The organism is Ruegeria sp. AE3 (genome assembly GCF_056542225.1).
On record NZ_JBQFZL010000001.1, the window covers coordinates 1 to 26,876 of the forward strand.

Annotated in this window: 23 protein-coding genes and 2 tRNA genes; 12 read left to right on the plus strand and 13 right to left on the minus strand. The window is 57.2% G+C overall.

Annotated elements, in window-relative coordinates:
• Window positions 1-74: 74 nt before the first annotated feature.
• The 3 genes from ACR0NZ_RS00005 to ACR0NZ_RS00015 all read right to left on the minus strand — a co-directional run bounded on the left by ACR0NZ_RS00005 (window position 75) and on the right by ACR0NZ_RS00015 (window position 1,802).
• A tRNA-Gln gene (locus ACR0NZ_RS00005) sits at window positions 75-149 on the minus strand.
• A 90-nt stretch (window positions 150-239) separates the two neighbouring features.
• Entirely contained in the window at window positions 240-1,229 is a 990-nt protein-coding gene (locus tag ACR0NZ_RS00010; RefSeq protein ID WP_480475677.1) for an NADPH:quinone reductase, read from the minus strand.
• A gap of 111 nt (window positions 1,230-1,340) precedes the next feature.
• The gene (locus tag ACR0NZ_RS00015; RefSeq protein WP_480476912.1) at window positions 1,341-1,802 is read right to left on the minus strand and encodes an SH3 domain-containing protein; all 462 of its coding nucleotides are present in this window, start codon (window positions 1,800-1,802) and stop codon (window positions 1,341-1,343) included.
• A gap of 198 nt (window positions 1,803-2,000) precedes the next feature.
• Here ACR0NZ_RS00015 and ACR0NZ_RS00020 point away from each other — a divergent pair, with 198 nt between their 5' ends.
• From ACR0NZ_RS00020 to ACR0NZ_RS00045, 6 genes are all read left to right on the plus strand, one after another.
• On the plus strand, window positions 2,001-2,987 hold the full coding sequence (locus tag ACR0NZ_RS00020) for a 2-hydroxyacid dehydrogenase (RefSeq protein WP_480476914.1): 987 nt from the start codon (window positions 2,001-2,003) through the stop codon (window positions 2,985-2,987).
• A gap of 20 nt (window positions 2,988-3,007) precedes the next feature.
• Window positions 3,008-3,397: a GFA family protein gene (locus ACR0NZ_RS00025; RefSeq protein WP_480516110.1), complete on the plus strand. Its 390-nt coding sequence runs from the start codon at window positions 3,008-3,010 to the stop codon at window positions 3,395-3,397.
• A 111-nt stretch (window positions 3,398-3,508) separates the two neighbouring features.
• Window positions 3,509-5,299, plus strand: coding sequence for a gamma-glutamyltransferase (ggt, locus tag ACR0NZ_RS00030; protein ID WP_480516112.1), 1,791 nt, complete (start codon window positions 3,509-3,511; stop codon window positions 5,297-5,299).
• 94 nt (window positions 5,300-5,393) lie between these two features.
• Window positions 5,394-6,803: an FAD-binding oxidoreductase gene (locus tag ACR0NZ_RS00035; protein WP_480516114.1), complete on the plus strand. Its 1,410-nt coding sequence runs from the start codon at window positions 5,394-5,396 to the stop codon at window positions 6,801-6,803.
• 85 nt (window positions 6,804-6,888) lie between these two features.
• Entirely contained in the window at window positions 6,889-7,167 is a 279-nt protein-coding gene (locus ACR0NZ_RS00040; protein ID WP_480516116.1) for a hypothetical protein, read from the plus strand.
• Between the two features lie 142 nt (window positions 7,168-7,309).
• Complete coding sequence (locus tag ACR0NZ_RS00045) at window positions 7,310-9,817, plus strand: GcvT family protein (protein ID WP_480516118.1); 2,508 nt, start codon at window positions 7,310-7,312, stop codon at window positions 9,815-9,817.
• A gap of 41 nt (window positions 9,818-9,858) precedes the next feature.
• On the opposite strand, the gene ACR0NZ_RS00050 is transcribed toward ACR0NZ_RS00045, so the two are convergent.
• The 3 genes from ACR0NZ_RS00050 to ACR0NZ_RS00060 form a co-directional block, all read right to left on the minus strand.
• Window positions 9,859-10,194 carry a carboxymuconolactone decarboxylase family protein gene (locus ACR0NZ_RS00050; RefSeq protein WP_209504659.1) on the minus strand — a complete coding sequence of 112 codons (336 nt, stop codon included), beginning with the start codon at window positions 10,192-10,194 and terminating at the stop codon, window positions 9,859-9,861.
• A 69-nt stretch (window positions 10,195-10,263) separates the two neighbouring features.
• The gene (locus tag ACR0NZ_RS00055; RefSeq protein WP_480475690.1) at window positions 10,264-10,917 is read right to left on the minus strand and encodes a DUF938 domain-containing protein; all 654 of its coding nucleotides are present in this window, start codon (window positions 10,915-10,917) and stop codon (window positions 10,264-10,266) included.
• Window positions 10,914-11,987 (minus strand): NAD(P)/FAD-dependent oxidoreductase, encoded by a 1,074-nt coding sequence (locus ACR0NZ_RS00060; protein WP_480516120.1) that lies wholly within the window; start codon window positions 11,985-11,987, stop codon window positions 10,914-10,916. The genes ACR0NZ_RS00055 and ACR0NZ_RS00060 overlap by 4 nt, the downstream gene beginning before the upstream one ends.
• A gap of 186 nt (window positions 11,988-12,173) precedes the next feature.
• Between ACR0NZ_RS00060 and ACR0NZ_RS00065 the strand changes: the two genes are divergently transcribed.
• Both ACR0NZ_RS00065 and ACR0NZ_RS00070 read left to right on the plus strand, forming a co-directional pair.
• Window positions 12,174-12,578, plus strand: coding sequence for a hypothetical protein (locus ACR0NZ_RS00065; RefSeq protein WP_480476916.1), 405 nt, complete (start codon window positions 12,174-12,176; stop codon window positions 12,576-12,578).
• Window positions 12,575-13,807, plus strand: a complete 1,233-nt coding sequence (locus tag ACR0NZ_RS00070) for an HlyD family secretion protein (RefSeq protein ID WP_480516122.1) — start codon at window positions 12,575-12,577, stop codon at window positions 13,805-13,807. Before ACR0NZ_RS00065 ends, ACR0NZ_RS00070 begins: the two co-directional genes overlap by 4 nt.
• A gap of 62 nt (window positions 13,808-13,869) precedes the next feature.
• Here ACR0NZ_RS00070 and ACR0NZ_RS00075 read toward each other — a convergent pair whose 3' ends face one another.
• From ACR0NZ_RS00075 to ACR0NZ_RS00105, 7 genes are all read right to left on the minus strand, one after another.
• On the minus strand, window positions 13,870-15,015 hold the full coding sequence (locus ACR0NZ_RS00075; protein ID WP_480516124.1) for an iron-containing alcohol dehydrogenase: 1,146 nt from the start codon (window positions 15,013-15,015) through the stop codon (window positions 13,870-13,872).
• Window positions 15,016-15,082: 67 nt separating this feature from the next.
• The gene (locus tag ACR0NZ_RS00080) at window positions 15,083-16,465 is read right to left on the minus strand and encodes an aldehyde dehydrogenase family protein (RefSeq protein WP_480516126.1); all 1,383 of its coding nucleotides are present in this window, start codon (window positions 16,463-16,465) and stop codon (window positions 15,083-15,085) included.
• A 94-nt stretch (window positions 16,466-16,559) separates the two neighbouring features.
• The gene (locus tag ACR0NZ_RS00085; RefSeq protein WP_480516128.1) at window positions 16,560-17,921 is read right to left on the minus strand and encodes a glutamine synthetase family protein; all 1,362 of its coding nucleotides are present in this window, start codon (window positions 17,919-17,921) and stop codon (window positions 16,560-16,562) included.
• Window positions 17,922-17,978: 57 nt separating this feature from the next.
• Window positions 17,979-19,016 carry a TRAP transporter substrate-binding protein gene (locus tag ACR0NZ_RS00090; protein WP_480475702.1) on the minus strand — a complete coding sequence of 346 codons (1,038 nt, stop codon included), beginning with the start codon at window positions 19,014-19,016 and terminating at the stop codon, window positions 17,979-17,981.
• 58 nt (window positions 19,017-19,074) lie between these two features.
• On the minus strand, window positions 19,075-20,400 hold the full coding sequence (locus tag ACR0NZ_RS00095; protein ID WP_267367377.1) for a TRAP transporter large permease: 1,326 nt from the start codon (window positions 20,398-20,400) through the stop codon (window positions 19,075-19,077).
• Entirely contained in the window at window positions 20,400-20,921 is a 522-nt protein-coding gene (locus ACR0NZ_RS00100) for a TRAP transporter small permease subunit (protein ID WP_480475706.1), read from the minus strand. Before ACR0NZ_RS00100 ends, ACR0NZ_RS00095 begins: the two co-directional genes overlap by 1 nt.
• Window positions 20,922-20,937: 16 nt before the next feature.
• Complete coding sequence (locus ACR0NZ_RS00105; RefSeq protein WP_480516130.1) at window positions 20,938-21,699, minus strand: N-formylglutamate amidohydrolase; 762 nt, start codon at window positions 21,697-21,699, stop codon at window positions 20,938-20,940.
• A 127-nt stretch (window positions 21,700-21,826) separates the two neighbouring features.
• On the opposite strand from ACR0NZ_RS00105, the gene ACR0NZ_RS00110 reads away from it, so the two are divergent.
• The 4 genes from ACR0NZ_RS00110 (at window position 21,827) to ACR0NZ_RS00125 (ending at window position 26,873) form a co-directional block, all read left to right on the plus strand.
• Entirely contained in the window at window positions 21,827-22,699 is an 873-nt protein-coding gene (locus ACR0NZ_RS00110) for a MurR/RpiR family transcriptional regulator (RefSeq protein WP_480516132.1), read from the plus strand.
• Between the two features lie 103 nt (window positions 22,700-22,802).
• Window positions 22,803-22,876 (plus strand) — tRNA-Gly (locus ACR0NZ_RS00115).
• Window positions 22,877-23,003: 127 nt separating this feature from the next.
• Complete coding sequence (locus ACR0NZ_RS00120; protein ID WP_480516134.1) at window positions 23,004-24,824, plus strand: ABC transporter transmembrane domain-containing protein; 1,821 nt, start codon at window positions 23,004-23,006, stop codon at window positions 24,822-24,824.
• A 159-nt stretch (window positions 24,825-24,983) separates the two neighbouring features.
• On the plus strand, window positions 24,984-26,873 hold the full coding sequence (locus tag ACR0NZ_RS00125) for an acyl-CoA synthetase (RefSeq protein WP_480516136.1): 1,890 nt from the start codon (window positions 24,984-24,986) through the stop codon (window positions 26,871-26,873).
• The last annotated feature ends 3 nt before the right edge of the window (window positions 26,874-26,876 follow it).

Below are 26,876 nucleotides of genomic sequence, written 5' to 3' on the forward strand. Positions count from 1 at the left end.
CTGGGGCATAAACGGGGGCATTCCTCGGGTATCGGTGACCCAAGATCCTGTCGTCGTTCTATGTTCTGATGATCTGGCTGGGGTGGTAGGATTCGAACCTACGATACACGGTACCAAAAACCGCTGCCTTACCACTTGGCTACACCCCAACGGTGAGCGGCTATCTACGATTGTTGATGGCAGGGTTCAAGAGCGTTTTGCAAAAAAAGCGAGCGCCGTAAATTTTTTTTGAAGGCCCCTCATTTGGTATCGATCAACACCGCTCCGGTACGGTTGCCTTCTTGTACCAGCGCATGGGCCGCAGCGCATTCTTCCAACGTAAAGACCTTGTGAACGGGGCAGATCAGTGCGCCATCAGTCAGTGCCTTGTGTAATGTCTTTATTGCGGTGGCGCGCAAGTCCGCGGGCAGCAGGTAGATCAGAACCGCTTCGAGCGTCACGGCCTTGAACATCATGGGTCCAAAGGGAAAGACAGGTGTCATATTCCGGGCAGATCCATATGCGTTGATACGGCCGTTTTCGGCGATGACGGCAATGTTGGTGGCAAGGTTCTGTCCAAATTCGACATCGACGATTCGACCGATTGCATGCCCATCATTTGCATCGAGGATCTGATCCGAAAGGTGTTCACCGGTGTAGTCGAGCACGACATCCGCACCAGCTGCCTTGACCCGGTCAAAGTTGCGGGCGCTGGCCGTTGCGATCACTTTGGCTCCGGCCCATTTGGCAAGCTGCACAGCCAGATACCCGACGGTGCCCGCCCCGCCATGGATCAATATGGTTTGCCCGCCCGGTGCGCCGCCCGAGAACACCGCATGGCTTGCGGTTAGGCCCGGAATTCCAAGAATTGCCCCGGTTTCAAGTGACACTGTCTCGGGCAGTTCGACAGCCTGAGATTCGGGCAGGGTGATGTGGCTGGCAGCTGTACCAAATGCGCGCTGCCATTGCCCGTTCCAAATCCACACGCGCCGGCCAATCCGCGCCGCGGGTACTCCATCGCCAACCGCTGTGATGACTCCAGCCCCGTCGCTGTGCGGAACGATCAGCGGAAACGGGGGTTCCGTGACACCCGGCCGGGTTCCCGCACGGGCCTTGATATCCGAGGGGTTTACGCCGGAATAGGACAACTCGACCGTGACTTCACCTGGTTCAGGCTGGATCAGGGGAATATCCTGTATACGCAAGACATCGACAGCGTCTCCGAAGGCTGAATAAGTGACTGCGCGCATAGCGTCCTCCATTTAGGTCGAGTTAAGCGGCGATTGGGCCGGTAACTCAAACACCTTGTCGCGCTTTTTCAGGGCGATGCGCAACCGCGGATACCGGAATTAGTCTTTCGCCTATTCCCGAATTTCGGAAGGATCGACGCCCCAAAGGTTCGATTTCAATGTCCAGCCACGGTATCCGCCAGCGGTGATCCGGCACCAGTCCTGCGAACAGGTTCCAAGGCGCGCCACTACTCCGGTCTCGAAATGAGCGTTCACGGGCGAGGCTAGATCGGGGCGGGCATAAACAGGCAGCATCTCGGATTCGATCAGCACCGTTCGAACGCCAGACAACAAGGCATAGTGAACCCAGCCACCCGCGCCGTCGCGGTCCTGAACCTTGCGCCAGTTTCCGTATTCGGCGGTGACCTGCAGCGGCATGCCGCGCCGTTTGAATACCCAGTCGATTCGGTGGGTTAGGGATGGTCCGCGTCGCACGTTGCCTTCGGCTGCCTTCATCGAAACATAGCGGGGCAGGGGTAGGTTGGTGACCGAACCGCGTTTTACCTCGGCATGTGCGGCACAGACACCGAACATGACCAGAAATACGGAAACTGCCGCCAGAGATCGGCGTTTTACAGGTAGAATGCCACTCACTGACTGCCCGCTCTTATGCCTGTTGATCCGGTTTTGAAAAAAGGTCGACTCAATGCCATTGGGGTTCTTGTGCCCCGCCTTATCCTGCGCCACGATGCCATGGCGCGCGTCCGTTTGCAAAGCAGTGGGAGAGCCGAGGTGCCAAGAGAACGTTTAAGTGTTGTTGTTACGCGACGGTTGCCTGAGGCAGTAGAAACCCGGTTAAGCGAATTGTTTAACGTGCGCCTGCGCGACGACGACACCCCAATGACGCGTGAGGAATTAGTAGCAGCGGTGCAGGATGCCGATGTGCTGGTGCCCACGGTGACCGATACCATTGATGGCGGGCTATTGGGTCAGGCGGGTGAAAAGTTGCGGCTGATCGCCAATTACGGGGCTGGTGTCGACAATATCGATGTGGCGACGGCGCGGCAGCGCGGCATATTGGTGTCCAACACGCCCGGTGTGCTGACCGACGACACGGCAGATATGACCATGGCCCTGATTCTCGCTGTCACACGGCGCATTCCCGAAGGGTTGAGCGTCATGCAGCAAGGCGACTGGACCGGGTGGGCACCCACCGCGTTTCTGGGTGGTCGCATTGGCGGGCGGCGACTGGGAATTCTGGGTATGGGCCGGATCGGACAGGCCGTGGCCCGCCGCGCCAAGGCGTTTGGTATGCAGATCCATTATCACAACCGCCGCCGATTGCGCCCAGAGATTGAGCAAGAACTGGAGGCGACCTATTGGGAAAGTCTGGATCAGATGGTGGCGCGTATGGATGTGATATCGATCAACTGTCCATCGACGCCGTCGACCTTCCACCTGATGAACGCGCGCCGCCTGAAGCTAATGAAACCCTCGGCAGTGATCGTAAATACTTCGCGGGGTGAGGTTATTGACGAGAACGCTTTGACCCGGATGATCCGTACGGGGGAAATTGCGGGCGCGGGGCTGGATGTCTACGAACAGGGAACCAGTGTGAACCCGCGCTTGCGGCAATTGCCCAACGTGGTTCTACTGCCGCATATGGGGTCGGCCACGTTGGAGGGCCGGGTTGAGATGGGTGAAAAGGTCATCATCAACATCAAAACCTTCGAAGATGGCCACCGCCCACCGGATCAGGTTGTGCCTGCGATGCTCTGACGCGTCGGAAAGGATCATGGATGGGCGTGTTTGAAGGGGGATGCCGCTGTGGAAATCTGCGCGTCAAGGCCGCGGGCCGTCCTCTTCGCGTCGGGATTTGTCATTGTCTGGACTGCCGCAAACACCATGGCGCGTTGTTCTATGCGGCAGCCATTTTCCCGGCGGATGCGGTTAGGATAATCGGCAAGGCAAAAAGCTATTCCGACCGGTACTTTTGCCCTGATTGCGGATCTCCGGTATTTGCCCGAAGCGGTGCCGAAGTCGAAGTGCATTTGGGGAGCCTTGATGCGCCTGACCAATTCACACCGACATATGAATGCTGGACCACCCGGCGCGAGGCGTGGCTGCCCGAATTCACCGGAATGACCCGCTATGATCAGGATCGTCGCGCCGAAGAAACCGAACCATAGCGGATATGGCGAAACTTCGCTGTGATAACACGCTGCCATGCCTGATCATTGCAGAGGGGGCAAAATCCTTACAGGATTGAAAATAAAGATTGTATTGGAGGGTTAGAACAGATGAGACATGTTTCAGCACTGTTGTTTACTACCGCACTTACTATTTCGACACCGGGGTTCGCGCAGGAAACAGCCGATGCTGTTGCACCCGAAGCCGCGACAGAAGGGCAGGTTCAGGCGATGACCGACGAGGTTATTGCGGCCCTCGAAGCCAAGCTTGAGGGAGTTCCGGTCACATCCGAAAACTGGATGATAGCTGCGGCCAATCCGCTGGCGGTGGAGGCCGGGGCCAAAGTGCTGCGCGCGGGCGGGTCTGCCGCGGATGCGATGGTGGCCGTGCAGGTCGTGCTGGGGCTGGTCGAGCCGCAATCCTCTGGTCTGGGCGGGGGTGCGTTTCTGGTTTGGTACGACGCGGCCAGCGGGCAAATGACGACGCTGGACGGCCGCGAAACAGCACCGCTTGCCGCAACCCCGACGCTCTTTCAGGACGAAAACGGCGAGCCGCTGAAATTCTTCGATGCGGTGGTGGGCGGATTGTCGGTGGGTACACCGGGTACGCCTGCACTGCTGGAAGAGGCGCACCGAAGATGGGGGCGCGCGTCCTGGCCCGGGTTGTTTGCCGATGGCATCCGATTGGCGGATGAAGGGTTTCTGGTGTCCCCGCGTCTGGCCAGCCTTGTTGAAAACGATGCTGACCGCCTGTCGCGCTTTCCGGAAACAGCCGCATATTTCCTGCCTGATGGTCAGCCGTTGCAGCAGGGACAGCGTTTGATGAACCCCGACTATGCCGAAACATTGCGCGTGTTGGCCAGCGATGGCGTTGCGGGGTTTTACGGAGGTGAGATCGCTGCGGATATTGTGCGAACAGTCCGAAACGCCCCCGGAAATCCCGGCGTTCTTGCGGGGGCGGATCTGGCGCTCTACCAGGTGATCGAACGTGAACCGGTCTGTGCCGATTACCGCGCCTACGATGTTTGCGGCATGGGCCCGCCGTCGTCGGGTGCCCTGACCGTCGGGCAGATTCTGGGGATGCTGAACAGCTATGATCTTGCAGCAATGGGCGCCGAAAGTGCCGAGGCATGGCGCCTGATCGGCGATGCTTCGCGCCTCGCCTTTGCGGATCGTGGGCGGTACATGGCCGATAGCGATTTCATACCCATGCCCACCATGGGGCTGGTTGATCCGGGTTACTTGTCCCAGCGGGCGGCGTTGCTGGAAAGCGAAGTGGCCTTGTCCGAGGTTGCACCGGGTAAACCGGAATTTGACCATGCTTTGATTTGGGCTGACGACGTGTCGCTGGAACTGCCGTCAACCTCGCATATCTCGATCGTGGACAGCTATGGCAATGTGTTGTCGATGACGACGACGATCGAGAATGGTTTTGGGTCGCGCCTGATGACAAACGGGTTCCTGCTGAACAACGAGCTTACAGATTTCTCGTTCAAGACACACAGCGACGGCGTGCCGATTGCCAACCGGCTGGAGCCCGGCAAGCGTCCGCGCTCATCCATGAGCCCGACTATCGTGTTGCAGGATGGTGAGCCGGTTCTGGCTATCGGGTCTCCGGGCGGCAGCCGGATTATCGGCTATGTCGCCAAGTCCATCATCGCCTGGGCCGATTGGGGAATGGATGTGCAGCAAGCGGTTTCCCTGCCTCATCTGGTCAACCGGTTCGGAACATATGATGTCGAGGTTGCGACTTTGGCAGAAGGATTTACGGACGCGCTTGCTCAGCTGGGTTTCGAAGTCAACGCGCGCGACCTGACTTCGGGGCTGCACGCCATCGAAATCGGTGACAGGCTGAGCGGTGGTGCCGACCCGCGCCGCGAAGGGATTGCGCTGGGCGAATAGGCCCTCGGTATTTGTGGGGATTGCCTGCTTTTAACGGGCCTTTTAGTCATAGGCTGAAAGGCCCAAAACGTTTTTGGGGCTGGGGAGGATGACAATGGTACAGGCAACCGTATTACCAAGGAATGAAGCTGGTATTGAAACCGTAATAGGCATTCTCAAGCAGCGCTTTGGCGACAGGTTGCAAACGGGTGCCGCTGTCCGTGAACAACACGGGCACACCACGACCTGGATCGAAAACCAAAGCCCCGATGCCGTGGTTTTCCCGCATTCGACGCAAGAGGTTTCGGACATCGTCAAAACTTGTGCGGCGCACCGGGTGCCAGTGATCCCGTTCGGAACAGGAACATCGCTGGAAGGGCATGTAAATGCGCCGGCGGGGGGAATCTCGGTCGATCTGACACAGATGGACAGTGTGCTTGCAGTTCATGCCGAGGATCTGGATTGTGTCGTGCAGCCCGGTGTCACGCGCGAAGCGTTGAATAAACACTTGCGCGATCTGGGCCTGTTCTTTCCGATTGATCCCGGGGCGAATGCGTCGCTGGGTGGGATGGCCGCTACCCGCGCGTCGGGCACCAATGCAGTGCGCTATGGGACGATGAAAGACAACGTTCTCAGCCTTGAAGCCGTAATGCCAGACGGTCAGATCATTCGTACCGGGCACCGGGCCAAGAAATCTTCAGCCGGCTATGATCTGGCCCGTCTTCTGATCGGGGCGGAAGGCACGTTGGGAATCATCACCGAGCTGACATTGCGGTTGCAGGGTATCCCCGAAGCGATCAGTTCGGCCCGGTGTTCCTTTCCGACCGTTGACGCCGCGTGCCGTGCGGTGATGATGACAATTCAGTACGGCATCCCGGTTGCCCGGATCGAGTTGCTGGACGAGTTGTCGGTTCAGGCCGCCAACGCCTATTCCGGGCTGAGTCTGCCGGATACACCATTGTTGTTGCTGGAATTTCACGGCTCGGAAAGCGGTGCCGTAGAGCAGGCTGAAACCTTTGGTCAGATCGCCGAAGAGTTTGGTGGCACAGATTTTGCAGCAACTTCGACCACCGAAGAACGGAACAAACTTTGGCAGGCACGGCACGATATGTATTGGGCGTGTCTGCAATTGCGCCCCGGTGCGCGGGGCATCTCGACCGATGTCTGCGTACCGATCTCGCGTTTGGCCGAGTGTGTGACCGAAACGCAGAAAAAAGCTGCTGGCCTCGGCTTGTTGGCGCCCATCGTGGGCCATGTGGGGGACGGCAATTTCCATACGCTGCTGCTGATCGACATGGAAAACGTTGAAGAAGTTGCCAAGGCCGAGGCGTTTGTCGGCTGGCTGAACGACATGGCGATATCCATGGAAGGCACATGTACCGGTGAACATGGCATCGGGCAGGGAAAGCGGCCTTATCTGACCAGGGAACTGGGCGCCGCCACGCGGTACATGGCAGCGATCAAGGCCGCGCTGGACCCAGACAACATCATGAATCCTGGCAAGATCTTGTCGGACGACACGTAGCCGTATTCGCCTCTGTTCCGTGTTTACGCCCTCAAAACGTCCACATGTTCTGGTTTCACGGGGTTGAGGACAGAGGATGGGCGACATGAGCGCAAAATATCTGGCGAGGTTTGTAGCCATCTGCGGGTTGGCCGTTGCAGGGTTGGACTATGTTCAGCAAGCAAAAGCATCGGAAAATGGTCTGGGCATGAAGGAATATCTTGCCTCGGTATCCTCGCGTGTCGGTCTTTCTGACGGCTGGTTCGCGGCAGAGGCGCAGGCTTCGCCATCACGGGAACCGGCGGTGAAGAATCCCTCGGAAGAAATTGGCAAAATGGTCTGCGTCTCGGTCGGAACAAGCAAACGCTGTCGCTCCAGTGGTTGAGGGCAGCGGTGCGGCGAATGAAATGCGACCCGCTTTCGATATTCGGGTCGTTTTTTTCATATCACTGGTCGGATGAATGTCGCGCTATCCCCCTTAAGTACGCCATATGGTGTCAACTGATTTCAAGGGGAGACGCCCGGTTATGAAAACCCAAGTCAAAGCATTGGTCGTAGGCGGCGGCGCCGTTGGGACCTCGATTGCCTATCACCTGGCCAAAGCAGGCTGGGACGATGTGATGTTGATCGAACGGGACGAGCTGACGTCCGGGTCCACCTGGCACGCCGCGGGCCTGTTGCCGCTGTTCAACATGTCCTATGCGACGACCCATATCCACAAGTATTCGGTGGATTTCTACAAGACGCTTGAGGAAGAAACTGGCCTGAATGCAGGCTTCGCGGTTGTGGGCAACCTGCGCATGGCACAGACGCAAGAGCGTATGGACGAATACATGCTCTATGCCTCGACCGCCGAAACCTGTGATGTGAAATACGAATGGCTGACCCCGGACCAGATCAAGGAACGCTGGCCGCTGATCGAGACATCGGATCTGAAGGGCGCGATCTATCACACCGAGGACGGTTATATTAACCCTGCCGATGTGACCCAGGCGATGGCCAAGGGGGCCCGCCAGCGCGGGGTTGAGATCGTGCGCAAGATGCAGGCTGACGCGTTCCACTGGAACGGCACGCACTGGGAAGTGACCTGCACCAAGATGGTTGAAAAGGGCGGCAACCTGGTGCCTTCCGACGAGCAGGTCGTGATCACCGCCGAACATGTTGTGACCGCGTCGGGCAACCACGCGCAGCGCACCGCCAAGATGCTGGGCATCAAGATGCCTGCCATCCCGGTGGAACATACCTTTATCGTCATGGACAAAGACCCCGAGTTGGTCAAATGGCGCGAAGCAGGCAACCCCGAGCACCCCGTTGTCCGCGATGCCGACAACGAATCCTATGCGCGTGAAGAACGCGGTGGCTGGATTCTGGGTATCTATGAACACGGCGCCCCCGCGCAGTTCGAATTCGGTGTGCCGGACAGCTTTCGCGCCGACCTGTTCCCGCTGGATCTGGACCGGATCGCCGAGCAGTACATGGCAATGGCCGAGCGCGTGCCGTCCTGTGCCGAATCCGGCCTGAAGGATGATTTCAACGGCCCGATCTGCTATACACCGGATGGCAATCCGCTGGTTGGTCCGGCTCCGGGTTTGCGTAACATGTGGCTGGCCGAAGGTTTCAGCTTTGGCATCACCGCTGCGGGCGGGACCGGCTATTATCTGGCACAGATGATGGTCGATGGCGAAGCCGAGATCGACATGGCCTCGCTGGACCCCAAGCGTTACAGCAGCAACTGGATGACCACCGAGTTCGCGGCGCGTAAGAATGAAGAATGCTATGAGCATGTCTACATCCTGCACCACCCGGATGAAGAGCGTGAAGCCTGCCGTCCGCTGCGCACCGTTCCGGCCTATGATCGCCAGAAAGCACGCGGTGCTCAATTCGGCTGGGTGAATGGCTGGGAACGCCCGAACTATTTCGGCCCGCTGGACGCGCCCGAGAATTTCGACAAGGAAGCACGCTCGTTCCGTCGTGGCGGCTGGTGGCAGTACGCCGTCGAAGAAGCCAAAGCGATCCGCGAAGGTGTTGGCCTGATCGACGCGTCGGCCTTCACCAAGCATGTCGTCAAAGGCCCCGGTGCCACCCAATTCTTGGATTGGTTCACCTGCAACAAGCTGCCTAAGGTCGGTCGTATCAACCTGACCTACGCGCTGACCTCGCACGGGACCACCCGCACCGAATACACCATCGTCCGCAATGGCGAGAACAACTACTACATCGTCTCTGCCGGTGCATGGACCGAGTACGACGCCGACTACCTGCGTAAAGCAGCCGAGGACAAGATGGGGGAGTTCGGTTACATCGAAATCCAGGACGTGACCACGCAATGGGGCGTCTTCGCTATAGCCGGACCCAAGTCGCGTGATGTTCTGAAAGAAGTCATCAAGGACGCCGACCCGGAAACCGCGCTGTCCAACAAACGCTTCCCGTGGCTGTCGGCCCGTCAGATCGAGCTGGGCATGTGCCCGGTCAACGCGATCCGCGTGGCCTATACCGGTGAGCTGGGCTGGGAACTGCACCATCCGATCGAGATGCAGAACTACCTGTTCGATTTGCTGGAAAAGGCCGGTGAGAAGCACGGCATGAAGCTGGTTGGTGCCCGTGCCCAGAACTGGCTGCGTCAGGAGAAATCTTACCGCGCCTTTGGCACCGAACTGGGCCGCGATGCGACCCCGTTGGAAGCCGACCTGCCGCGCTTTGTCGACCTGTCCAAGGACTTCCACGGCAAGGCCAAGCTGGAGGAGACCGGTGTGCGCGCCAAGTGCTGCACCTTGTTGATCGACGGTCCAGCCGATGCTGACCCGTGGGGCCGCGAGGCGCTGTACACGCCAGAAGGCGAGCGTGTAGGCCGTCTGACCTCGGGCGGCTATTCTGTCGCGTTCGAGAAGTCGATCGGGATGGGCTATGTGAAGCCTGATCTGGCAGTCGAAGGCACCAAGCTGAAGGTCAAGATGCAGGACAAGCTGTGGGATGCTGTCGTGACATGCGACAGCCCCTATGATCCGAAAAACGAAACCATCCGCAAGGACGGTTGATCAATCTAAGGCCCCGGAATTTCCGGGGCCTTTTCTGTTGGTTACGCGGATAGTTCGTCGAAACATTCCAACGCCTTGGCAGCATACATCATGGCTGGTCCACCACCCATCTGAATGGCCATACCCAAAACGTCGGACACCTCTTCGCGTGTTGCGCCTGCTTTGACCAACGCGTCGGTGTGCAGGGTAATGCAGGGCTCGCAGCGGAGCGACACCGACATGCCCAACGCTATAAATTCCTTTGTTTTATAGTCGAGCGTTCCGCCTTCCTTCACAGCCTTCCCAAGTGCGCCGAATGCGCGCGACGTGTCGGGAATGGCCCCGTTGAGATTGCGCAAACTTGTACGAGTTGCCGAGAGCTTTTCTTGCCAAGCCATTTTGAGTGCCTTTTTCATATAAGATAACGGGAATATGTGCGGGCAGTGGTAAGTTGACCTTGATCTCGATCAGTTGGCAGGGCGCTCGGAAACAAATGCAAGGTTATTTGCGGGCATGTCGATGGTTTTCAGCACGCGCAACCCTACCTGCTGGAACAGGCCAAGCATATCTTTGTCGTTCTTGTAGCCAATGTCGGGATCTTGTCCGATCAGAGCCTCGTGAAACCTTTTGTCCCCGTCGCTTGTCAATTGGCCCGAGCGTTTGAATGGGCCGTACAAAACGAACCTCCCGTTTTCAGTCAGGGACTGAGCGATTTCGGCGAAAATGGTTCTGGTATCCTGCCAACTGATCAAATGTATCAGGTTGATCAAGACGATCAGGTCCTGCGATGGGAAGCGCGCATGCCAGCCCGAATTCGTTGCGTCCAGATGTTCGGCGCTTGCCACGTTGGGTAAGGCGCTGGCATAGGCGTCGATGCTATTGCGGCGTTCAGGGTCAGGTTCGGTGGGATGCCACGTCAGATCGGGCAGCAAATCAGCAAACGCACAGACATGCTGACCGGTTCCGCTTGCAATCTCCAGTGCGTGCCCGCGGCGCGGTGCCCAGTCTTGTAGCACCGCACAAAGCGCATCGGAGTTCCGAGTTGCTGCCGGGGCAACAAGTTTACCATCCTCCCCCACGTTGGCGACACTCGCAGAGGGCGGTAGATAGCGTTTGATCATCTGTTCAACCTGTTTGGGGTCAGCGACTTGACACTGTCAGGATCCAGCACCGGCGTGTTTCCAACCACCAGATCACACAACAACTGCGAAGCCGCTGGTGCTGTTTGGAAACCATACCCGCCTTGACCCGCAGACCAGATAAACGACGGGTCAATCGGGTCGGGCCCAAGCACCAAGGTTCCGTCCGGTGCGAAACTGCGCAATCCGGCCCAGTTCGTTTCGACCCGTGTTACTGCCTCGGTCATCAATTCTTCGTAGCGCGCCAGACCTTCGGCCAGCACCATGTCGTCGGCATAGGCGTCCTGAGGTGGTACGGGGTCGGCTTCGGCAGGCGAAACAAGCAGCTTGCCCGCGTCCGGTTTGGCGTACCATGTTTCGCCTGTGCCCAGCATCATGGGCCATCCGGATACATCATGGCCTCCGGGGGCGGGCAGCCGCGCCATTGATCGGCGGCGAGGAGAGATGCCGATAGGTGGTACCCCGGCAAGCATGGCGATTTCGTCCACCCATGCACCGGCCGCATTCACCAGGTTGCGGGCTTCGAAGATCTGCCCGGCCTCGACCAGCCAATGCCGCTCTTTTCGAATGCCGGTTACTTTGCTTTTTGTTGCAACGGTTCCACCGTTCTTGCGAATGGTCCGCGCGAAATCCTGCAACAGACGATCAGTATCGATGTCAAATGCGGCTTCACTGATTGCCGCGAAACCCACCTTGGCCGGGTTCAGGATCGGAACGCTCGAAACCGCCTGAACCATCGAAATTCTTTCCATGTTCAGGTCTACGCGGTCGGCTTCGAAAACTTCGCTTTGGTCAAACGAACCGATCAGCATCAGTCCGCGCGGGGTCAGGTACCCACCGTCTTGCGTGCGCAGGAATTCCGCTCCAGCCCTGTTCAGCGCCACCACGGACGGCGGACCATAGCTTTCTTCAAACAGGGCTGCCGAGCGACCCGACGCGTGATACCCCAAGGCGTCTTCGGCCTCTAAAACCATCACGGTTCCATGTTGCGACAAGCGCGCTCCGGCGCTCAACCCGGCAATTCCGCCCCCGATGACGAGGAAATCGATCATTATTTGTGTTCCTTCCGCAGCAGGTTCGCCACAAGTTTTCTGGGTTTCATTTAGCTTTTTGGGTCAAGCATTTGGCATTCCGAAGATTCTCCAAAATATATGCAGCCTTGAATTTGGGCTTCAACCCGGTCAAAGAAGTATCAAAACGAACAGGAGGGCAAGGTGACCGCAGCAGATCTTCATCCAATGGCCACTGGGCACATTCCCCGATACGTCGTCGCAGCTGACGGAAGCGATTACCTTTTTTCGGCTATGGTCGTCTTCTTTGTCATTCTCGTGGTGCTGATCGGTGTTGGGTACCTGACGCTTCATTCGGTTCCGGAAAAAATGGCGCACGAGAACAACCATCCGCAATTTCAGTTGGTGGGCATTCTGGCGCTGCTGGCCCTGTTTACTCATAACGGGATATTCTGGATTGCCGCTGTACTAGTCGCAGGGTTCCAGTTTCCGGATTTTGCAACCCCGCTTAAAAACATTGCCGATGCCATTCGTTCTCTTGGACGTGCGATTGCTCCGGAACCGGTGCCCGAGGCACCTGCGCCAACCCCTGGCGTTTCAGAATCCACGGACGTTCAGGAACAAAACACATGATTGAGACCCTGCTTTGCGCCCTGATCACGGTGCTGCCCGATTATCTGTTCCGCCGGTTTGTTCAGGGCAAACGTATCGGTCACGAGATCACCCTTTTCACCATGTGGTACGAATTGCGCTGGGGTCTTACGACCTGTGCCATTCTGGCGCTGACGGTAATCACCACGCTGTTTTATTTTCACCCAGCCAGCAAAACCGCAGCGTCCTATTTTCGAACCGTGACGATCCTGCCGCAGCTAGGTGGCCGTGTTTCGGAAATTTTCGTTAAGAACAACGAACTGGTGATCGCTGGCCAGCCGATTTTCAGGATCGAAGATTTCAGCCAGACAGCACAGGTTCAGGCGGCAAATGCACAGATCGCACAGGTTCAGGCCTCGCTGAAAGTGGCTGAAACTGATCTGGCCGAAGCTGATGCCGGTATTGCCGGCGCCAAGGCGGCTTTGGCGCAGTCCTTGGACGATCTTGAACGAAATACGACCCTGCGCGACCAAGGTTCAAGCGCTGTCCGGCTGACCGAGATCGAGCGACTGGAAAACCTTGTTGCCGAGCGTGAGGCGCAGGTGGTTGCGGCCGAATCCAGGCGTGCGGCAGTTGAACAGCAGATCGAAGAGCTGATCCCCGCGCAACTGGCCAGCGCCATTGCACAGCTGGATGCCGCGCAGACCGAGTTGGACAAAACGCTGATTGTCGCCGGTGTTACCGGTCGGGTCGAGCAGTTTAGCCTGCAAGTTGGTGATTACGTGAGCCCGTTGTTGCGTCCTGCGGGCATCCTCGTTCCGTCGCATACCGGACATGACCGTTTTCAGGCTGCTTTCAACCAGCTGTCTGCTCAGGTGATCAAACCAGGTATGATCGGTGAGTTGGGCTGCATGACCAAGCCATTCACCGTAATTCCCACTGTAGTGGTCGAGGTACAGGATGTCATACCGTCCGGCCAGATCCGTCCATCAGATGAGTTGCGGGATGTGCAGAATAACACCAATCCCGGCTCGATTCTGGTTTATATGGAGCCACTGTATAAAGGTATGGCCGATGACCTTCCTCCGGGCAGCAACTGCCTGGCCAATGTCTACACCGACAACCATGACCGTCTGGAACACGAGGATCTGGGCTTTTGGAAAGCTGCTTTCCTACACGTGGTCGACACAATTGGCGTGGTCCATGCGGCAGGTTTGCGTTTGCGCCTGATCCTGATGCCCGTCAACACGCTGGTGCTGACCGGGCATTGATCCGGTTCCCGCAGAACAGTTCTTAACGCGCCCGGCAGGTTCCCCGCCGGGCGCTCGTATTATTAAAGCGCTGCTTTGAACAGCTGTGTCAGGTTTTCTTTGGTCAACTCAATCGGGTTCCCGCCACATGACGGGTCGATGATTGCGCCTTCGACGAGCGTTGGGATTGATGTCTCGGTAACGCCAATGTCTGCCAGCTTTCGCGGGATGCCGAGGCTGTCGTTGAATTCCTGCACAAAGGCGCGGAAGCCATCGAACCCTCCGTTGATACCCAGATAGGCGGCAGCCTGCTGGAAACGATCTGCGATGGCGGGAGCATTGAAATCCAGGACGGCGGGCATGCAGACCGCATTGGTGGTGCCGTGATGGGTGTTGAAGTGCGCGCCGACCGGGTGGCTCATGGCGTGGATCGCACCAAGACCTTTTTGGAAGGCAGTTGCGCCCATGGCAGCAGCGCTCATCATCTGGGCGCGGGCCTCAATGTCGCTGCCATCTGCGTAGGCGCGCGGAAGATATTCTTTCACCAAACGCATACCTTCCAGTGCGATGCCTTGGCTCATCGGGTGATAATGCGGGCTCGAATAGGCTTCGACACAATGCGCGAAGGCGTCCAGACCGGTGCCTGCGGTGATAAATTTGGGCATCCCAACCGTCAGTTCAGGATCGCAGATCACCACCGTCGGCAGCACCTTGGGGTGGAAAATGATCTTCTTGGCATGGGTCTCGGAATTTGTGATGACGCTGGCGCGGCCAACCTCGGAACCGGTCCCCGCAGTCGTCGGAACCGCAATGATCGGCGCGATCGCATCCGCGTCGGCACGGGTCCACCAGTCGCCGATATCCTCAAAGTCCCACACGGGCCGCGTCTGGCCGCACATGAAGGCGACCATCTTGCCCAGATCCAGCCCCGAGCCGCCGCCAAAGGCAATCACACCATCGTGCCCACCGGCCTTGTATGCCGCAACGCCTGCGTCGAGGTTTTTCTCATTCGGGTTTGGGTCCACGTCACTGAATATACCGCGGCCCAGACCAGCCGCCTCCATGATATCCAGCGTCGCCGCAGTGATTGGCAGATCGGCCAACCCCTTGTCCGTGACCAACAGGGGTTTCTTCATCCCGGCTGTGGCACAGGCTGCGGGCAGTTCCTTGATGCGCCCGGCACCAAATTTGATTGCGGTCGGATAGGACCAGTTTCCAACAAGTGACATGTCAGGTTTCCTTTGTGATTTGAGACCTGCTCGGGCGAGGGGGTCAGACCCGAGCAGGCCGTCGTCCTTAGCCCGTGACCTTCTTCAGGTGGTAAGATTTTGGACGGGTGAGATTGTGATAGCCGATGACCGAAAGACCACCGCCGCGTCCGGTATTCTTGCAACCGGTCCAGCACAGCCCAGGGTCCAGATAGTCGGCCCGGTTCATGAAGACTGTGCCGGTCTCGATCTGGTCGCCTACACGCGCCGCGCGGTCCACATCGCGGGTCCAGAGGCTGGCAGTCAGACCAAACTCGCTGTCATTCATCAGCGCGATGGCCTCAGCATCCGAGGACACTTTCATGATGCCCACCACCGGGCCAAAACTTTCGTCCCGCATCACCCGCATATCATGGGTGACATTGGTCAGGATCTGTGGCGTGAGATACGCGCCGCCGTCATCCTCGGGGAAGGCTTCAATATGCGCGACCGCACCGGCCTCAACCGCTTCGGCAATCTGCGCGCGCACCTCGTCAGCGAAACGCACATTGGCCATCGGACCAATGGTTGTTTCGGCGTCCAGCGGATTGCCCAGTTTGTAGCCTTTCACGATCTCAACGGCCTTGGCGACAAAGTCATCATACAGGCTTTCGTGAACGTAAATCCGCTCGATCCCACAGCAACACTGGCCCGAATTGAACATCGCGCCGTCGATCAACGTATCGACCGCCGCGTCCAGATCGGCGTCGTCCATGACATAACCCGGATCCTTGCCGCCCAGTTCAGTGCCCACGCCCGTAAAGGTCCCCGCCGCCGCACGCTCCATGGCCTGACCGCCACCGACCGAACCGGTGAAGTTCACAAAATCGAACGCGTTACCCGCGATTAGGTCATTAGTCACGTAGTGGCTGAGGAACACATTCTGGAACACGTCTTCGGGCACCCCCGCCGAATGGAACGCCTGCGCCATCCGCTCACCAACCAACAAAGTCTGGGTTGCGTGCTTCAGAACAACCGTGTTGCCCGCGATCAGCGCGGGCGCCACCGTGTTGATCGCCGTCATGTAAGGATAGTTCCAGGGGGCAACTACAAAGACCACCCCATGCGGAATACGTTTGATATAGCGTTTGAAGGTTTCATCCTCGCCCACGGCAATATCGGCCAGTGACGTCTCGGCGATCTTTGCCATATGGCTGGCACGTTCGTTGAAGCCACCAAACTCGCCGCCATAGCGCACCGGGCGGCCCATCATATGCGCGAGTTCCGGAACGATCTCATCATTCATCGCGCCGACAGCAGCGACGCCCGCCATCACCAGATCAATCCGCTCCTGCAACGGTCGCGCTGCCCAGGCCCCCTGCGCCGCCCGCGCCCGCGCTGCGACCTCAAACGCAGCCTCCCGCGACAGCACCTCGCGTTCCGCAAATACCGATCCATCGATCGGCGAGACACATTGCAACATCTGCCCCATAGTTACTCCATCTCTAAAGAGAGCAGGATCCCTGCTTCATCTGGCCATAAATATCCCGGGGTGCGCGAGGGGCTGGCCCCTCGCTTCCTCCATCTCAAGCCCGCTCAAACCCGCGGGCCACTTCCCAATCGGTTACCACGCGCTCGAATTCCTCGATTTCGACCTCAGCCGCACGGGTATAGTGATCGACAACCTCATCGCCCATCGCCGCGCGCAGCATCTGTGATCCGTGCAAAGCGTTGCGTGCATCCTTCAATGTACCCGGGATCTTTCCCGTCTCGCCCTGATAGACATCGCCCTTGGTCGGCGGCTGCAACTCCAGCCCTTCTTCGATTCCTGCGATCCCGGCCGCCAGCATTCCTGCAATCGCCAGATAGGGGTTCATGTCCGACCCCGGAATACGGCACTCGACCCGTATCGCCTTGGTGCTATCCCCGCACAGGCGGTACCCGGCCGTACGGTTGTCTACAGACCAAATGATCCGTGTCGGTGCAAAAGTACCTTTCATAAACCGCTTATAGCTGTTGATGTAAGGCGCCATGAAATACGTGTAATCAGCGGCGTATTTCAGCAGACCGGCCATATAGCTTTTCATCAGCGCCGACATGCCCAGCTCATCCGATGCATCATAGAAGGCAGGTTTGCCATCCGCCCATAGCGACTGATGCACATGAGACGAGCTACCAACCCTTTCATGATGCCATTTCGGCAGGAAGGTCGCCGCATGACCCTGCTGCCAGGCGATTTCTTTCACCGCGTTCTTGGCGATCGAGTGATACTCTGCCGTGTCCATCGCAGGTGCGTATTTGATGTTCAGTTCTTCCTGCCCGGCCTCGGCCTCACCTTTGGTGTTCTCGACCGGAATGCCCGCATCCCACAGGTGGTTGCGGATCGGGCGCATCACATGCTCTTCCTTGGTGGTCTGCATAATGTGATAATCTTCGTTATAGCCCGAGATCGGCTCCAAATCGCGGAACCCTTCCTTTCGGATTGCATCAAAACTCTTCGCGAACAGGAAGAATTCCAGTTCGGTGGCGCACATCGCCTCATACCCCATCGCCTTCAGGCGGTTCACCTGTTTCTTCAGGATCGAACGCGGCGCATGTGGCACTTCCTCATGGGTGTGGTGATCCAGCATATCGCACATGACCATCGCGGTGCCTTCCAGCCAGGGCACCGGGCGCAATGTGCTAAGGTCTGGCTTCATCACATAGTCGCCATAACCCCGCTCCCAGCTGGTCGAGGCATACCCATCCGGCGTCGCCATCTCGAGGTCCGTGGCCAGCAAGTAGTTACAGCAATGTGTCTCTTCCCACGCGCCAGCCACAAAATGACCTGCATGAAAACGCTTGCCCATCAAACGACCCTGCATGTCAACCATGCAAACCAATACAGTGTCGATCGCGCCGTTTGCGACAAGCGATTTCAGGGTTTCGAAAGTCAGAGTTGCGGTCATGAAACAAACCTCATGCGTTGAGTAGGGGCGCCGAATCACAGCGCCCCTGTTTTGATATCAATCGAAGGTGTAAGGGGCACCGGCCTGGTTAATGACCGAGTTATACTCACGGAAGATACCAACGATCTTCTGGTGAATTTCGCCTTCCTGTGCGACCTCGTCCCAGAATTCGATAGCGGCATTTTCCACTTCTTTCCATTCCGCTGCCGGAACCTGACGCAGCTGTAGCTTGTCACCTTTTGCGCGTAAGGCCGCTTCACCGCCCCAGTACCACTGGTTACGATAGGTGTGGCCTGCTTCGACGCCCGCCATCACAACCGATTTCAGGTGGTCGGGCAGCTCGGCCCAGCGTTCCTGGTTTGCAAACCAGGACCCAATCCACGCGCCCGAGATGTTGTTGGTCAGGAAGTAGTCGGTCACATTGGCCCAGCCAACGGTGTAGTCTTCAGTGATGCCCGACCAGGCCATTCCGTCCAATTCACCGGTTTGCACCGCCACTTCCGCATCTTCGTAGGGGATATTGACCGGTACAACGCCAAACTTGGCCAGAAAACGCCCGGCCGTCGGGAAGGTATAGAGCTTCAGCCCATCCAGGTCGCCAAGGCTTTTGATTTCCTTTTTGGTGTTGAAGTTGCAGGGGTCCTGACCCGCTGCCGACAGCCACGTCACACCAACCTTCTCATATTCCGAGCGCCAGATATCAGCCAAACCGTACTGGTTGAACAGCACCGGAACGTCCAGAATATGCTTGGTAGCGAAGGGGAAATAGCCCCCGAATTGACGCAGCGGAGTAGGCGAAGCCATGGAATCGTCGTCCGAATGAACACCATCAATCGTGCCGCGTTGCAGGGCCTGGAACAGTTCACCTGTCGGAACGATCTGGTCCGCATAGAACAGTTCGATCTCAAGCTCGCCATTGGCATTGGCGTTGATGTAATCGATGGCTGGCTTGGTCACATGCTCGCCCAATGCGCCACCGGCATAGGTCTGGAACCGCCACTTGATGGCGGATTGCGCTTTGACGATCGCAGGAGAGGCCAGTGTGGCGGCTCCCGCCAGACCGGCGGAGCTTAGAAATCTGCGTCTTGTAGTCATTGTCTTTTCTCCTCTGTTTAGTCTTGCTGAACTTCGCCCCTTGCCGGGGTCTTGTGACTTAATTTCCATAGACATAATTAGGCAGCCATAGCGCGATTTCAGGAAAGATGATGATTATGGCCAAGGCGCAGACCATCACCAGAACAAATGGAACGATCGAACTGTAGATATCGCGCAGCGATATTTCCGGGGGGGCCATCGCGCGCATCAGGAACAGGTTATAGCCGAATGGCGGCGTCATATAAGCGATCTGCGTGGTGATCGTATAAAGTACGCCGTACCAGATAAGATCAAAGCCAAGCGCACCCACCAGCGGAACGTAAAGCGGCGCGACGATAACCAGCATGGCCGTATCGTCCAGAAACGTGCCCATCAGGATAAAGCTGAGCTGCATGAGAACCAGGATCATCCACGGGGAAAGACCCAGTTTTTCGGTGAACAGGCTTTCGATTGCCTTGACCGCACCCAACCCGTCGAAGACAGCGCCAAAAGCCAGAGCCGCCAGAATGATCCACATGAACATGCACGAGATGCCCAATGTGTGCCGAATTGAATTCTCGAAAACCGTGCGTGTCAGCCGTCCTTTCAGAAAGGCGGCCAGCATGGCCGTGGTGGCTCCGATGGCAGAGGATTCCACCAATGATGTCCAACCGTTAACAAAAGGGACCATCATCACCATAAATATGCCCAAGGGTAACAATCCGGCTTGCAACAGCAGCAGCTTTTCTCGCAACGGAATGTCGCGGTCTTCTGCGGGCAGGACCGGGCCGAGCGACGGATTGATGCGGCAGCGGATGACAATGTAGATGATGAACATGGCAGCCATCATTAGCCCGGGTATCACTCCGGCGAGCCATAGCTGGCCAACGGGTTGCCGCGCGATCATGGCATAAAGAACCAGAACAACGGATGGTGGCACCAGAATCCCAAGGGATGATCCGGCCTGAATGACGCCGGTCACCATGCGCTTGTCATAATTCCGGCGCAGCAACTCCGGCAAGGCAATCGTGGCACCAATCGCCATACCTGCAACGGACAACCCGTTCATTGCCGAGATCAGAACCATCAGTCCGATGGTTCCGACAGCCAGACCACCGGACAAGCCACCCATCCAGACATGGAACATCTTGTAAAGGTCATCTGCGATCCGACTTTCGGAAAGGATGTATCCCATGAAAATGAACATGGGCAGTGTCAGCAGCGGGTACCACTTCATGACCTTGATCGCAGCGGCAAAACCCAGATCGTAACCGCCCCTATCCCCCCAAAGGAACAAGGCTGAAACCACAGCGACACAGCCGATTGCACCAAAGACGCGCTGGCCGGTCAGCATCATTAGCATCATTGATGCGAACATCAGCAAGGCAATCATCTCGTATGACATCAGATTACCTCACGCGGGATATCGTCGCCGCACAGGCGCAAGATATCCTTGAACAATTCGGACACGGCTTGCAGCAGCATCAGGAAGATACCGATAACCATGATCAGCTTGACGGGCCACAGGTAGGGCCGCCAGATCGTCGCGCTGCGCTCACCGCCATATTGGAAAGAATACATCAGGCTGTCCCATCCACCCCACAGCAAGATGAGCAGATAAATGATCAGGAATACGACTGTGAAGGCATCCGTCCAGGCCTTGCGGCGATGAGACCATTCGCCATAAAGCAGGTCCATTCGCACGTTTGACCCCATCTGGATCGAATAAGGGCCACCAAGCATATAGTAGGCCACCATGGCGAACTGAGCCATCTCGAGTGTCCAGAGCGACGGTACGAAAAAGGTTTTCGAGACCGAAGACCAGAACAGAATACCCATCATGACGAAAATGCCGTACATGACGACGCGTCCGATCCAGCGGTTCGTTCGATCAATGACCGCCACGTAGCCCCGCAAGAACTTCATCTCGATACCTCAACTCTCATTGTTTCGCCTCTGTGTGCGAATACGCATCAATTACCGTTTGCAGGATCGGCGTCAGAATCCCGGCGATGCGGTCTACTCCCGTTGGTGTGTCGATAAGATCGTTTCGAACCTCGACCATGACATTCGGAAGCCCCCGACTGATCGCATGTTCCTGCAACGTGTGCGTGACGCCATCCGTGGCAGAGTAAGGTTCGTTCAACGCGGCATTCAGACCCGAGCCCTTGGCACAGCGCAGCATAAGTTGGGCCGCCCTGTCATCTTCGTCATGAAGAATGCCCAGTTCGACTGATCGTGTCTTTCCGTTGTAGACGGGCGTGAAACTGTGCATCGTGACAACGACAGGCGGCCGGTCCTGCGCGTCCAGAGTGGACGACAAAAGCTGTTTGAACGGCTCATAAACCTCGTGGATTCTTTGGGCGCGTTGGGTGTCTGTCAGGTTCTCATTGCCGGGAATGGAAAACACTTCGCTTACCTGCGGCATAGCATCTGCACGTTCAGGCGAGCGGTTGCAGTCGTAAACAAGTCGGCTGATGCAGGAATGAACCAGCGGCGCGTCCAAAGCCTTCATCAATTCGACCGAAAGCGCCAATGCGCCAATATCCCATGCTGCATGAGACAATGCTGCGTCTTCAGTCAGGCCCAATCCGTTCAATGACGCTGGGATGAATCGGCTAGCATGTTCGCATACCAAAACGCACTGCGCCCGGCCGTTGGCATTCTGCGCGCGGGCTGCCGGAGCTTCGGTTGGTAGTAGCATTGGTGTCTCGGAATCGTGGTGCATAAGTAGCATTTGTTACAGCAACCTCAGACCTGTCAAGAAAATTACTGTAGACAAAATTACAAACAATCATATCCTGTAAAAAATTTGAGAAATGAAGGTGCCGATGGCCACCGTTGCGAAACTTGTCAAACAGCGGATACAGGAAGAGCTTGACGATCTGACACGGTCAGAACGGCAGCTGGCCTCGGTACTTTTGCAGGATTATCCAATGACCGGCTTGCAATCGATCACCAAGCTGGCCGCTGCCGCGCAGGTCTCGACCCCGACGGTCATACGTATGGCACGCAAGCTGGGTTTCGACGGTTTTCCCGCCCTGCAGGACGCCCTGCGAGAAGAGGTGGCGGCACAGATCAAAAAGCCGATCTCGAAACGGGATGCCTGGGTTGCGGATGACGAGGCGGAGCATCCCACAACGCGGTTTGCGCAGGCCGTTTGGACAAATATGCGCCACACGCTGGAACGTCTGGACAAAGAGATGTTCGACACCGTTGCCCAGCTTCTGGCAAATACGGATCGCCATCTTTACGTCGTGGGCGGGCGTATCACGCGTTCAAATGCGGATTATCTGTTCAATCACATGCAGATTATTCGACCCAATGTGACGATGCTGGGCAACTCGGCAAACGTTTGGCCGCAGTACCTGCTTGATATGGATGAAACCTCGGTTCTGGTGATTTTTGACATCCGCCGATACGAGGCCTATCTCGAGAAACTGGCGCAGGTCGCATCCAGCCGCGGCGTGACGGTTATCCTGTTCACCGACCAGTGGGGATCACCGATAGGCAAGACCGCCAATTACACCTTTCACGCACTGGTCGAGGCGCCATCCAGCTGGGATTCAACAATAGCGCTACAGCTGATATCGGAGACCCTGATCGCTGAAGTGCAAGAGGCACGGTGGGAAGAAAGCAAGGAGCGCATCGAGGAACTTGAGCGGTTTTTCTCCTCGACGCGGATATTTCGCAGTCACGATTAAAGGCCATACATCCACCAGGAAATATCACGGTTTTGGTCGTGCGAATTTTCACACTTCGCGCTTGACGCGCCTCGGCGCATGACTTAACCAGCGCAAACCATGTGCGGGTATAGCTTAATGGTAAAGCCCCTGCCTTCCAAGCAGGCTATGTCGGTTCGATTCCGTCTACCCGCTCCAATCCCCACTAATTTCTGCGTCAAATGGCCCTTATGGCTGTCTGTTTTTGGCAGGAATGCTTGACCAGAACGGCGGCTGGGGCCAAGAAAGCGTTCACTTTGTAGCGTTCAATTCACAAGGGCCGGACATGGCAAGACAGACCGCCAATAAACCAGCACAATCAGCGGCTCCTGGCGCTAGCGAAGAGCGGGCCCGCTCAAGGAAAATCGGGGTGCTGGGGTCGCTTTGGCCCTTCATGAAGCCTTACAGGCTATTGATGATCGGGGCGACACTGGCGCTGATCCTGACGGCCAGCATGACGCTGACCCTGCCATTGGCCGTGCGGCGCGTCGTCGACAATTTCCGCATTCAGGACGGTGAATTGCTGGACTGGTACTTTTTGGCAGCGTTGGGCATTGCCGCTGTTCTGGCTGCGGGAACCGGTATCAGATATGCGTTGGTCACACGGTTGGGGGAACGTGTGGTTGCTGACATCCGCAAGGCTGTATTTGATCGTGTGATCGGCATGAGCCCCGAATTCTACGAACGCATCATGACCGGTGAAGTGTTGAGCAGGATCACCACCGACACGACACTCATCCAATCGGTTCTTGGCTCATCCGTTTCCATCGCGCTGCGCAATATGCTGATGTTTATCGGCGGGCTGGTTCTGATGCTGTTGACCTCGGCCAAGCTGACCGGGCTTGTCTTGCTGCTTATCCCCGTGGTGGTGGTGCCGATATTGATTCTGGGTCGGCGTTTGCGCGTGATCAGCCGTGAAAACCAGGATTGGATCGCTGCGTCATCCGGAAACGCGGGCGAGGCATTGGGGGCGGTGCAGACCGTGCAGGCCTTTACCCACGAACAGGCCAGCCGCCAGCAATTTGATGAGATGACCGAGATGTCCTACACCGTTTCGCTGCGTCGGATTCAGACGCGCGCGGTGCTGACGGTGATTGTGATCTTTCTTGTATTTTCAGGCATCGTTGGCGTTCTGTGGATGGGTGCAAATGACGTGCGCAACGGTGAGATGACCGAGGGCGTTCTGATTCAATTCGTGATCTACTCGATCATCATGGCGGGCTCAGTCGCGGCCCTGTCCGAGATTTGGAGCGAGCTTCAGCGCGCCGCCGGAGCCACCGAGCGTCTTGTCGAGTTGCTGAACGCCGAAGATACGGTTTCGGACCCGGCCAAACCCGCTCCTTTGCCAAAGGACGTCCGAGGGGAGATTCGGTTCGAAGATGTAAGTTTTCGCTATCCAGCGCGCCCCGATACAATCGCGCTGGATCACTTGTCGCTTCAGGTAAACCCGGGCGAGACCGTTGCCTTTGTCGGACCGTCAGGGGCGGGCAAGACAACGATCATTCAATTGATTCAACGGTTCTATGACCCAAATTCGGGCCGGGTGATGTTGGATTGCCATGATCTGCGGGAACTGGATCGCACAGATTTCCGAAAGTACATGTCATTGGTGCCGCAGGATCCAGTGATCTTTGCCGCCTCAGCCCGCGAAAACATTCGTTTCGGTCGTCTGGACGCAACGGATGCCGAAGTAGAAGCCGCAGCCCGTGCCGCCATCGCACATGATTTCATTGCCGCATTGCCCGATGGGTATGACAGTTTTGTCGGCGAACGCGGTGTCATGCTGTCGGGTGGGCAAAAGCAGCGTATCGCAATCGCCCGCGCCATTTTACGCGACGCACCCGTGCTGCTGCTGGACGAGGCGACCTCGGCTCTTGATGCGGAGAGTGAGCGAGCGGTGCAGGGCGCCGTGGATCAGATGCGTGCCGGCCGCACGACCCTGATTGTTGCGCACAGATTGGCCACCGTAAAGAAAGCCGACCGCATTGTCGTGCTGGAAGAGGGCCGTATCGTGGCGCAGGGCAGCCATGATGATCTGGTGTCCCAGGATGGGCTTTATGCGCGCCTCGCACGGTTGCAGTTCACCGATGGCGTAGCAGCAGAATAGGAGTGACGCTCGGGCATTTGTGAATTCGCCGTAGCGTCATTCTACAGTTTACTCTCTTTCAAAGCTAAGGCCTCGCTTGCGCGAGGTTTGTTTTGCTTCCATCTTGGATGCGAACAACAAGCTCGTGCAAAAACACGGGAGAAAAACGGGAGGAACCACATGGCCTTTGTGGGATTGGAAGACAAGACGCGCATGGAACAGGAAATGTCGTGGGAGGATCGGGATCTGCCTGTCACCTTCCATCAGCTACTGTCGCGCACGGCAGAGAGATTTCCCAACCACAACGCCATCAGTTTTCAGCTACTGTCCGGGCCCACAGACAAGGCTGAAACCCTGACCTGGTCGGAACTTCTGGGCAAGGTCAATCAGGCAGCAAACCTGTTCCGCTCGCTGGGTGTCGGTGAAAAAGACGTGGTGGCTTATGTGCTGCCAAACTGTAACGAAACACTGATTACAATGATGGGCGGTGCAGTTGCGGGAATCGTGAATCCGATCAATCCGTTGCTGGAGCCCGAGCAGATTGCGGCGATCCTGCGCGAGACAGGCGCCAAAGTGGTTGTTACACTAAAGTCTTTCCCGAAAACAGATGTTGCCCAAAAGGTAGAAGAGGCGGTGCGCCACGCGCCCAAGGTCAACACCATTCTGGAAATCGACCTGAACCGGTACCTGACGCCGCCCAAGTCGTGGCTGGTTCCCTTCCTGCGCCCCAAGATGGGCGAAAAGGAAAAGCTGGCGCACGCGGATTACAAGAACTTCAACAAGGAACTTGCCAAGCAACCGACGACGCTGACATTCGAGGACAGCAATGAAGATCGCGTTGCTTGTTATTTCCACACCGGTGGGACCACCGGGATGCCCAAGGTGGCGCAGCATAAATACTCGGGTCTGATCTACAATGGCTGGCTGGGCAACACGCTGTTGTTTGATGAGAATGACGTCATCATGTGCCCGCTGCCGATGTTCCACGTCTTTGCCGTGCATGTTATCGTGATGGCAGCCGTGTCGTCGGGTGCACATGTGATTTTCCCGACACCTGCAGGTTATCGCGGTGACGGTGTGTTCGACAATTTCTGGAAGCTGATCGAGCGCTGGAAAGTGAGCTTTATCATCACTGTTCCAACCGCCATATCAGCCAAGATGCAACGCCCGGTGGACGCAGATATCTCAAGTGTGAAAACCGCCTTTTCGGGTTCGGCGCCACTGCCGGTGGAGTTGTTCCGCCGCTTTGAAGAGGCGACGGGCGTCACCATCGTCGAAGGCTACGGCCTGACCGAGGCCACCTGTCTGGTCTCGTGCAACCCTGTGGATGGCGAGAAAAAGATCGGTTCGATCGGTATTCCGTTCCCCTATACGGATGTCAAAATCCTGCTGGACGGGCCGGATGGGCCGACAGAGTGCGGCACTGATCAGATTGGTGAGATCTGCATCTCGAATCCCGGTGTGTATGCAGGCAACACGTATACAGAGGCCGAAAAGAACATTGGTCTTTATCACTTTGACAAATACCTGCGTACAGGCGACCTGGGGCGGTTTGACGAAGACGGCTACCTTTGGATCACCGGTCGCGCCAAGGACCTGATCATTCGCGGTGGTCACAATATCGATCCTGCCGAAATCGAAGAGGCGCTGCTGGGTCACAATGCAGTTGCCTTCGCAGGAGCGATCGGTCAGCCGGACGCGCATTCGGGCGAAGTGCCCTGCGCCTTTGTCGAATTGGTTGATGGGGCGTCGGTCACTGAAAATGAGCTGCTGGAATATTGCAAAGTTCACGTGCATGAGCGAGCCGCACAACCCAAGCATATAACCATTCTTGACGAGTTGCCGAAAACTGCCGTCGGCAAGGTTTTCAAGCCGGACCTGCGCAAACACGCCATCACCCGCATCTACAACGGTGCTCTTGACGCTGCGGGTCTTGCTGCGCGGGTTGTTCTGGTGATCGACGATAAAAAGCGTGGCCTTGTCGCGCAGCTTGACGCGAACGGATCTTCGGAAGACGATGTCTCGAAAGTGCTGGGCGCATATACCCGGCCCTGGGAGTGGTCCAAATAAGCC

Excerpts from the sequence above, each read along its gene's own strand:
- ACR0NZ_RS00010 (WP_480475677.1), bottom strand. The coding sequence starts at position 1,229 with ATGCGCGCAGTCACTTATTCAGCCTTCGGAGACGCTGTCGATGTCTTG.
- ACR0NZ_RS00015 (WP_480476912.1), bottom strand. The coding sequence starts at position 1,802 with ATGTTCGGTGTCTGTGCCGCACATGCCGAGGTAAAACGCGGTTCGGTC.
- ACR0NZ_RS00025 (WP_480516110.1), top strand. The coding sequence starts at position 3,008 with ATGGGCGTGTTTGAAGGGGGATGCCGCTGTGGAAATCTGCGCGTCAAG.
- ggt (WP_480516112.1), top strand. The coding sequence starts at position 3,509 with ATGAGACATGTTTCAGCACTGTTGTTTACTACCGCACTTACTATTTCG.
- ACR0NZ_RS00035 (WP_480516114.1), top strand. The coding sequence starts at position 5,394 with ATGGTACAGGCAACCGTATTACCAAGGAATGAAGCTGGTATTGAAACC.
- ACR0NZ_RS00040 (WP_480516116.1), top strand. The coding sequence starts at position 6,889 with ATGAGCGCAAAATATCTGGCGAGGTTTGTAGCCATCTGCGGGTTGGCC.
- ACR0NZ_RS00045 (WP_480516118.1), top strand. The coding sequence starts at position 7,310 with ATGAAAACCCAAGTCAAAGCATTGGTCGTAGGCGGCGGCGCCGTTGGG.
- ACR0NZ_RS00050 (WP_209504659.1), bottom strand. The coding sequence starts at position 10,194 with ATGGCTTGGCAAGAAAAGCTCTCGGCAACTCGTACAAGTTTGCGCAAT.
- ACR0NZ_RS00055 (WP_480475690.1), bottom strand. The coding sequence starts at position 10,917 with ATGATCAAACGCTATCTACCGCCCTCTGCGAGTGTCGCCAACGTGGGG.
- ACR0NZ_RS00060 (WP_480516120.1), bottom strand. The coding sequence starts at position 11,987 with ATGATCGATTTCCTCGTCATCGGGGGCGGAATTGCCGGGTTGAGCGCC.
- ACR0NZ_RS00065 (WP_480476916.1), top strand. The coding sequence starts at position 12,174 with ATGGCCACTGGGCACATTCCCCGATACGTCGTCGCAGCTGACGGAAGC.
- ACR0NZ_RS00070 (WP_480516122.1), top strand. The coding sequence starts at position 12,575 with ATGATTGAGACCCTGCTTTGCGCCCTGATCACGGTGCTGCCCGATTAT.
- ACR0NZ_RS00075 (WP_480516124.1), bottom strand. The coding sequence starts at position 15,015 with ATGTCACTTGTTGGAAACTGGTCCTATCCGACCGCAATCAAATTTGGT.
- ACR0NZ_RS00080 (WP_480516126.1), bottom strand. The coding sequence starts at position 16,465 with ATGGGGCAGATGTTGCAATGTGTCTCGCCGATCGATGGATCGGTATTT.
- ACR0NZ_RS00085 (WP_480516128.1), bottom strand. The coding sequence starts at position 17,921 with ATGACCGCAACTCTGACTTTCGAAACCCTGAAATCGCTTGTCGCAAAC.
- ACR0NZ_RS00090 (WP_480475702.1), bottom strand. The coding sequence starts at position 19,016 with ATGACTACAAGACGCAGATTTCTAAGCTCCGCCGGTCTGGCGGGAGCC.
- ACR0NZ_RS00095 (WP_267367377.1), bottom strand. The coding sequence starts at position 20,400 with ATGTCATACGAGATGATTGCCTTGCTGATGTTCGCATCAATGATGCTA.
- ACR0NZ_RS00100 (WP_480475706.1), bottom strand. The coding sequence starts at position 20,921 with ATGAAGTTCTTGCGGGGCTACGTGGCGGTCATTGATCGAACGAACCGC.
- ACR0NZ_RS00105 (WP_480516130.1), bottom strand. The coding sequence starts at position 21,699 with ATGCTACTACCAACCGAAGCTCCGGCAGCCCGCGCGCAGAATGCCAAC.
- ACR0NZ_RS00110 (WP_480516132.1), top strand. The coding sequence starts at position 21,827 with ATGGCCACCGTTGCGAAACTTGTCAAACAGCGGATACAGGAAGAGCTT.
- ACR0NZ_RS00120 (WP_480516134.1), top strand. The coding sequence starts at position 23,004 with ATGGCAAGACAGACCGCCAATAAACCAGCACAATCAGCGGCTCCTGGC.
- ACR0NZ_RS00125 (WP_480516136.1), top strand. The coding sequence starts at position 24,984 with ATGGCCTTTGTGGGATTGGAAGACAAGACGCGCATGGAACAGGAAATG.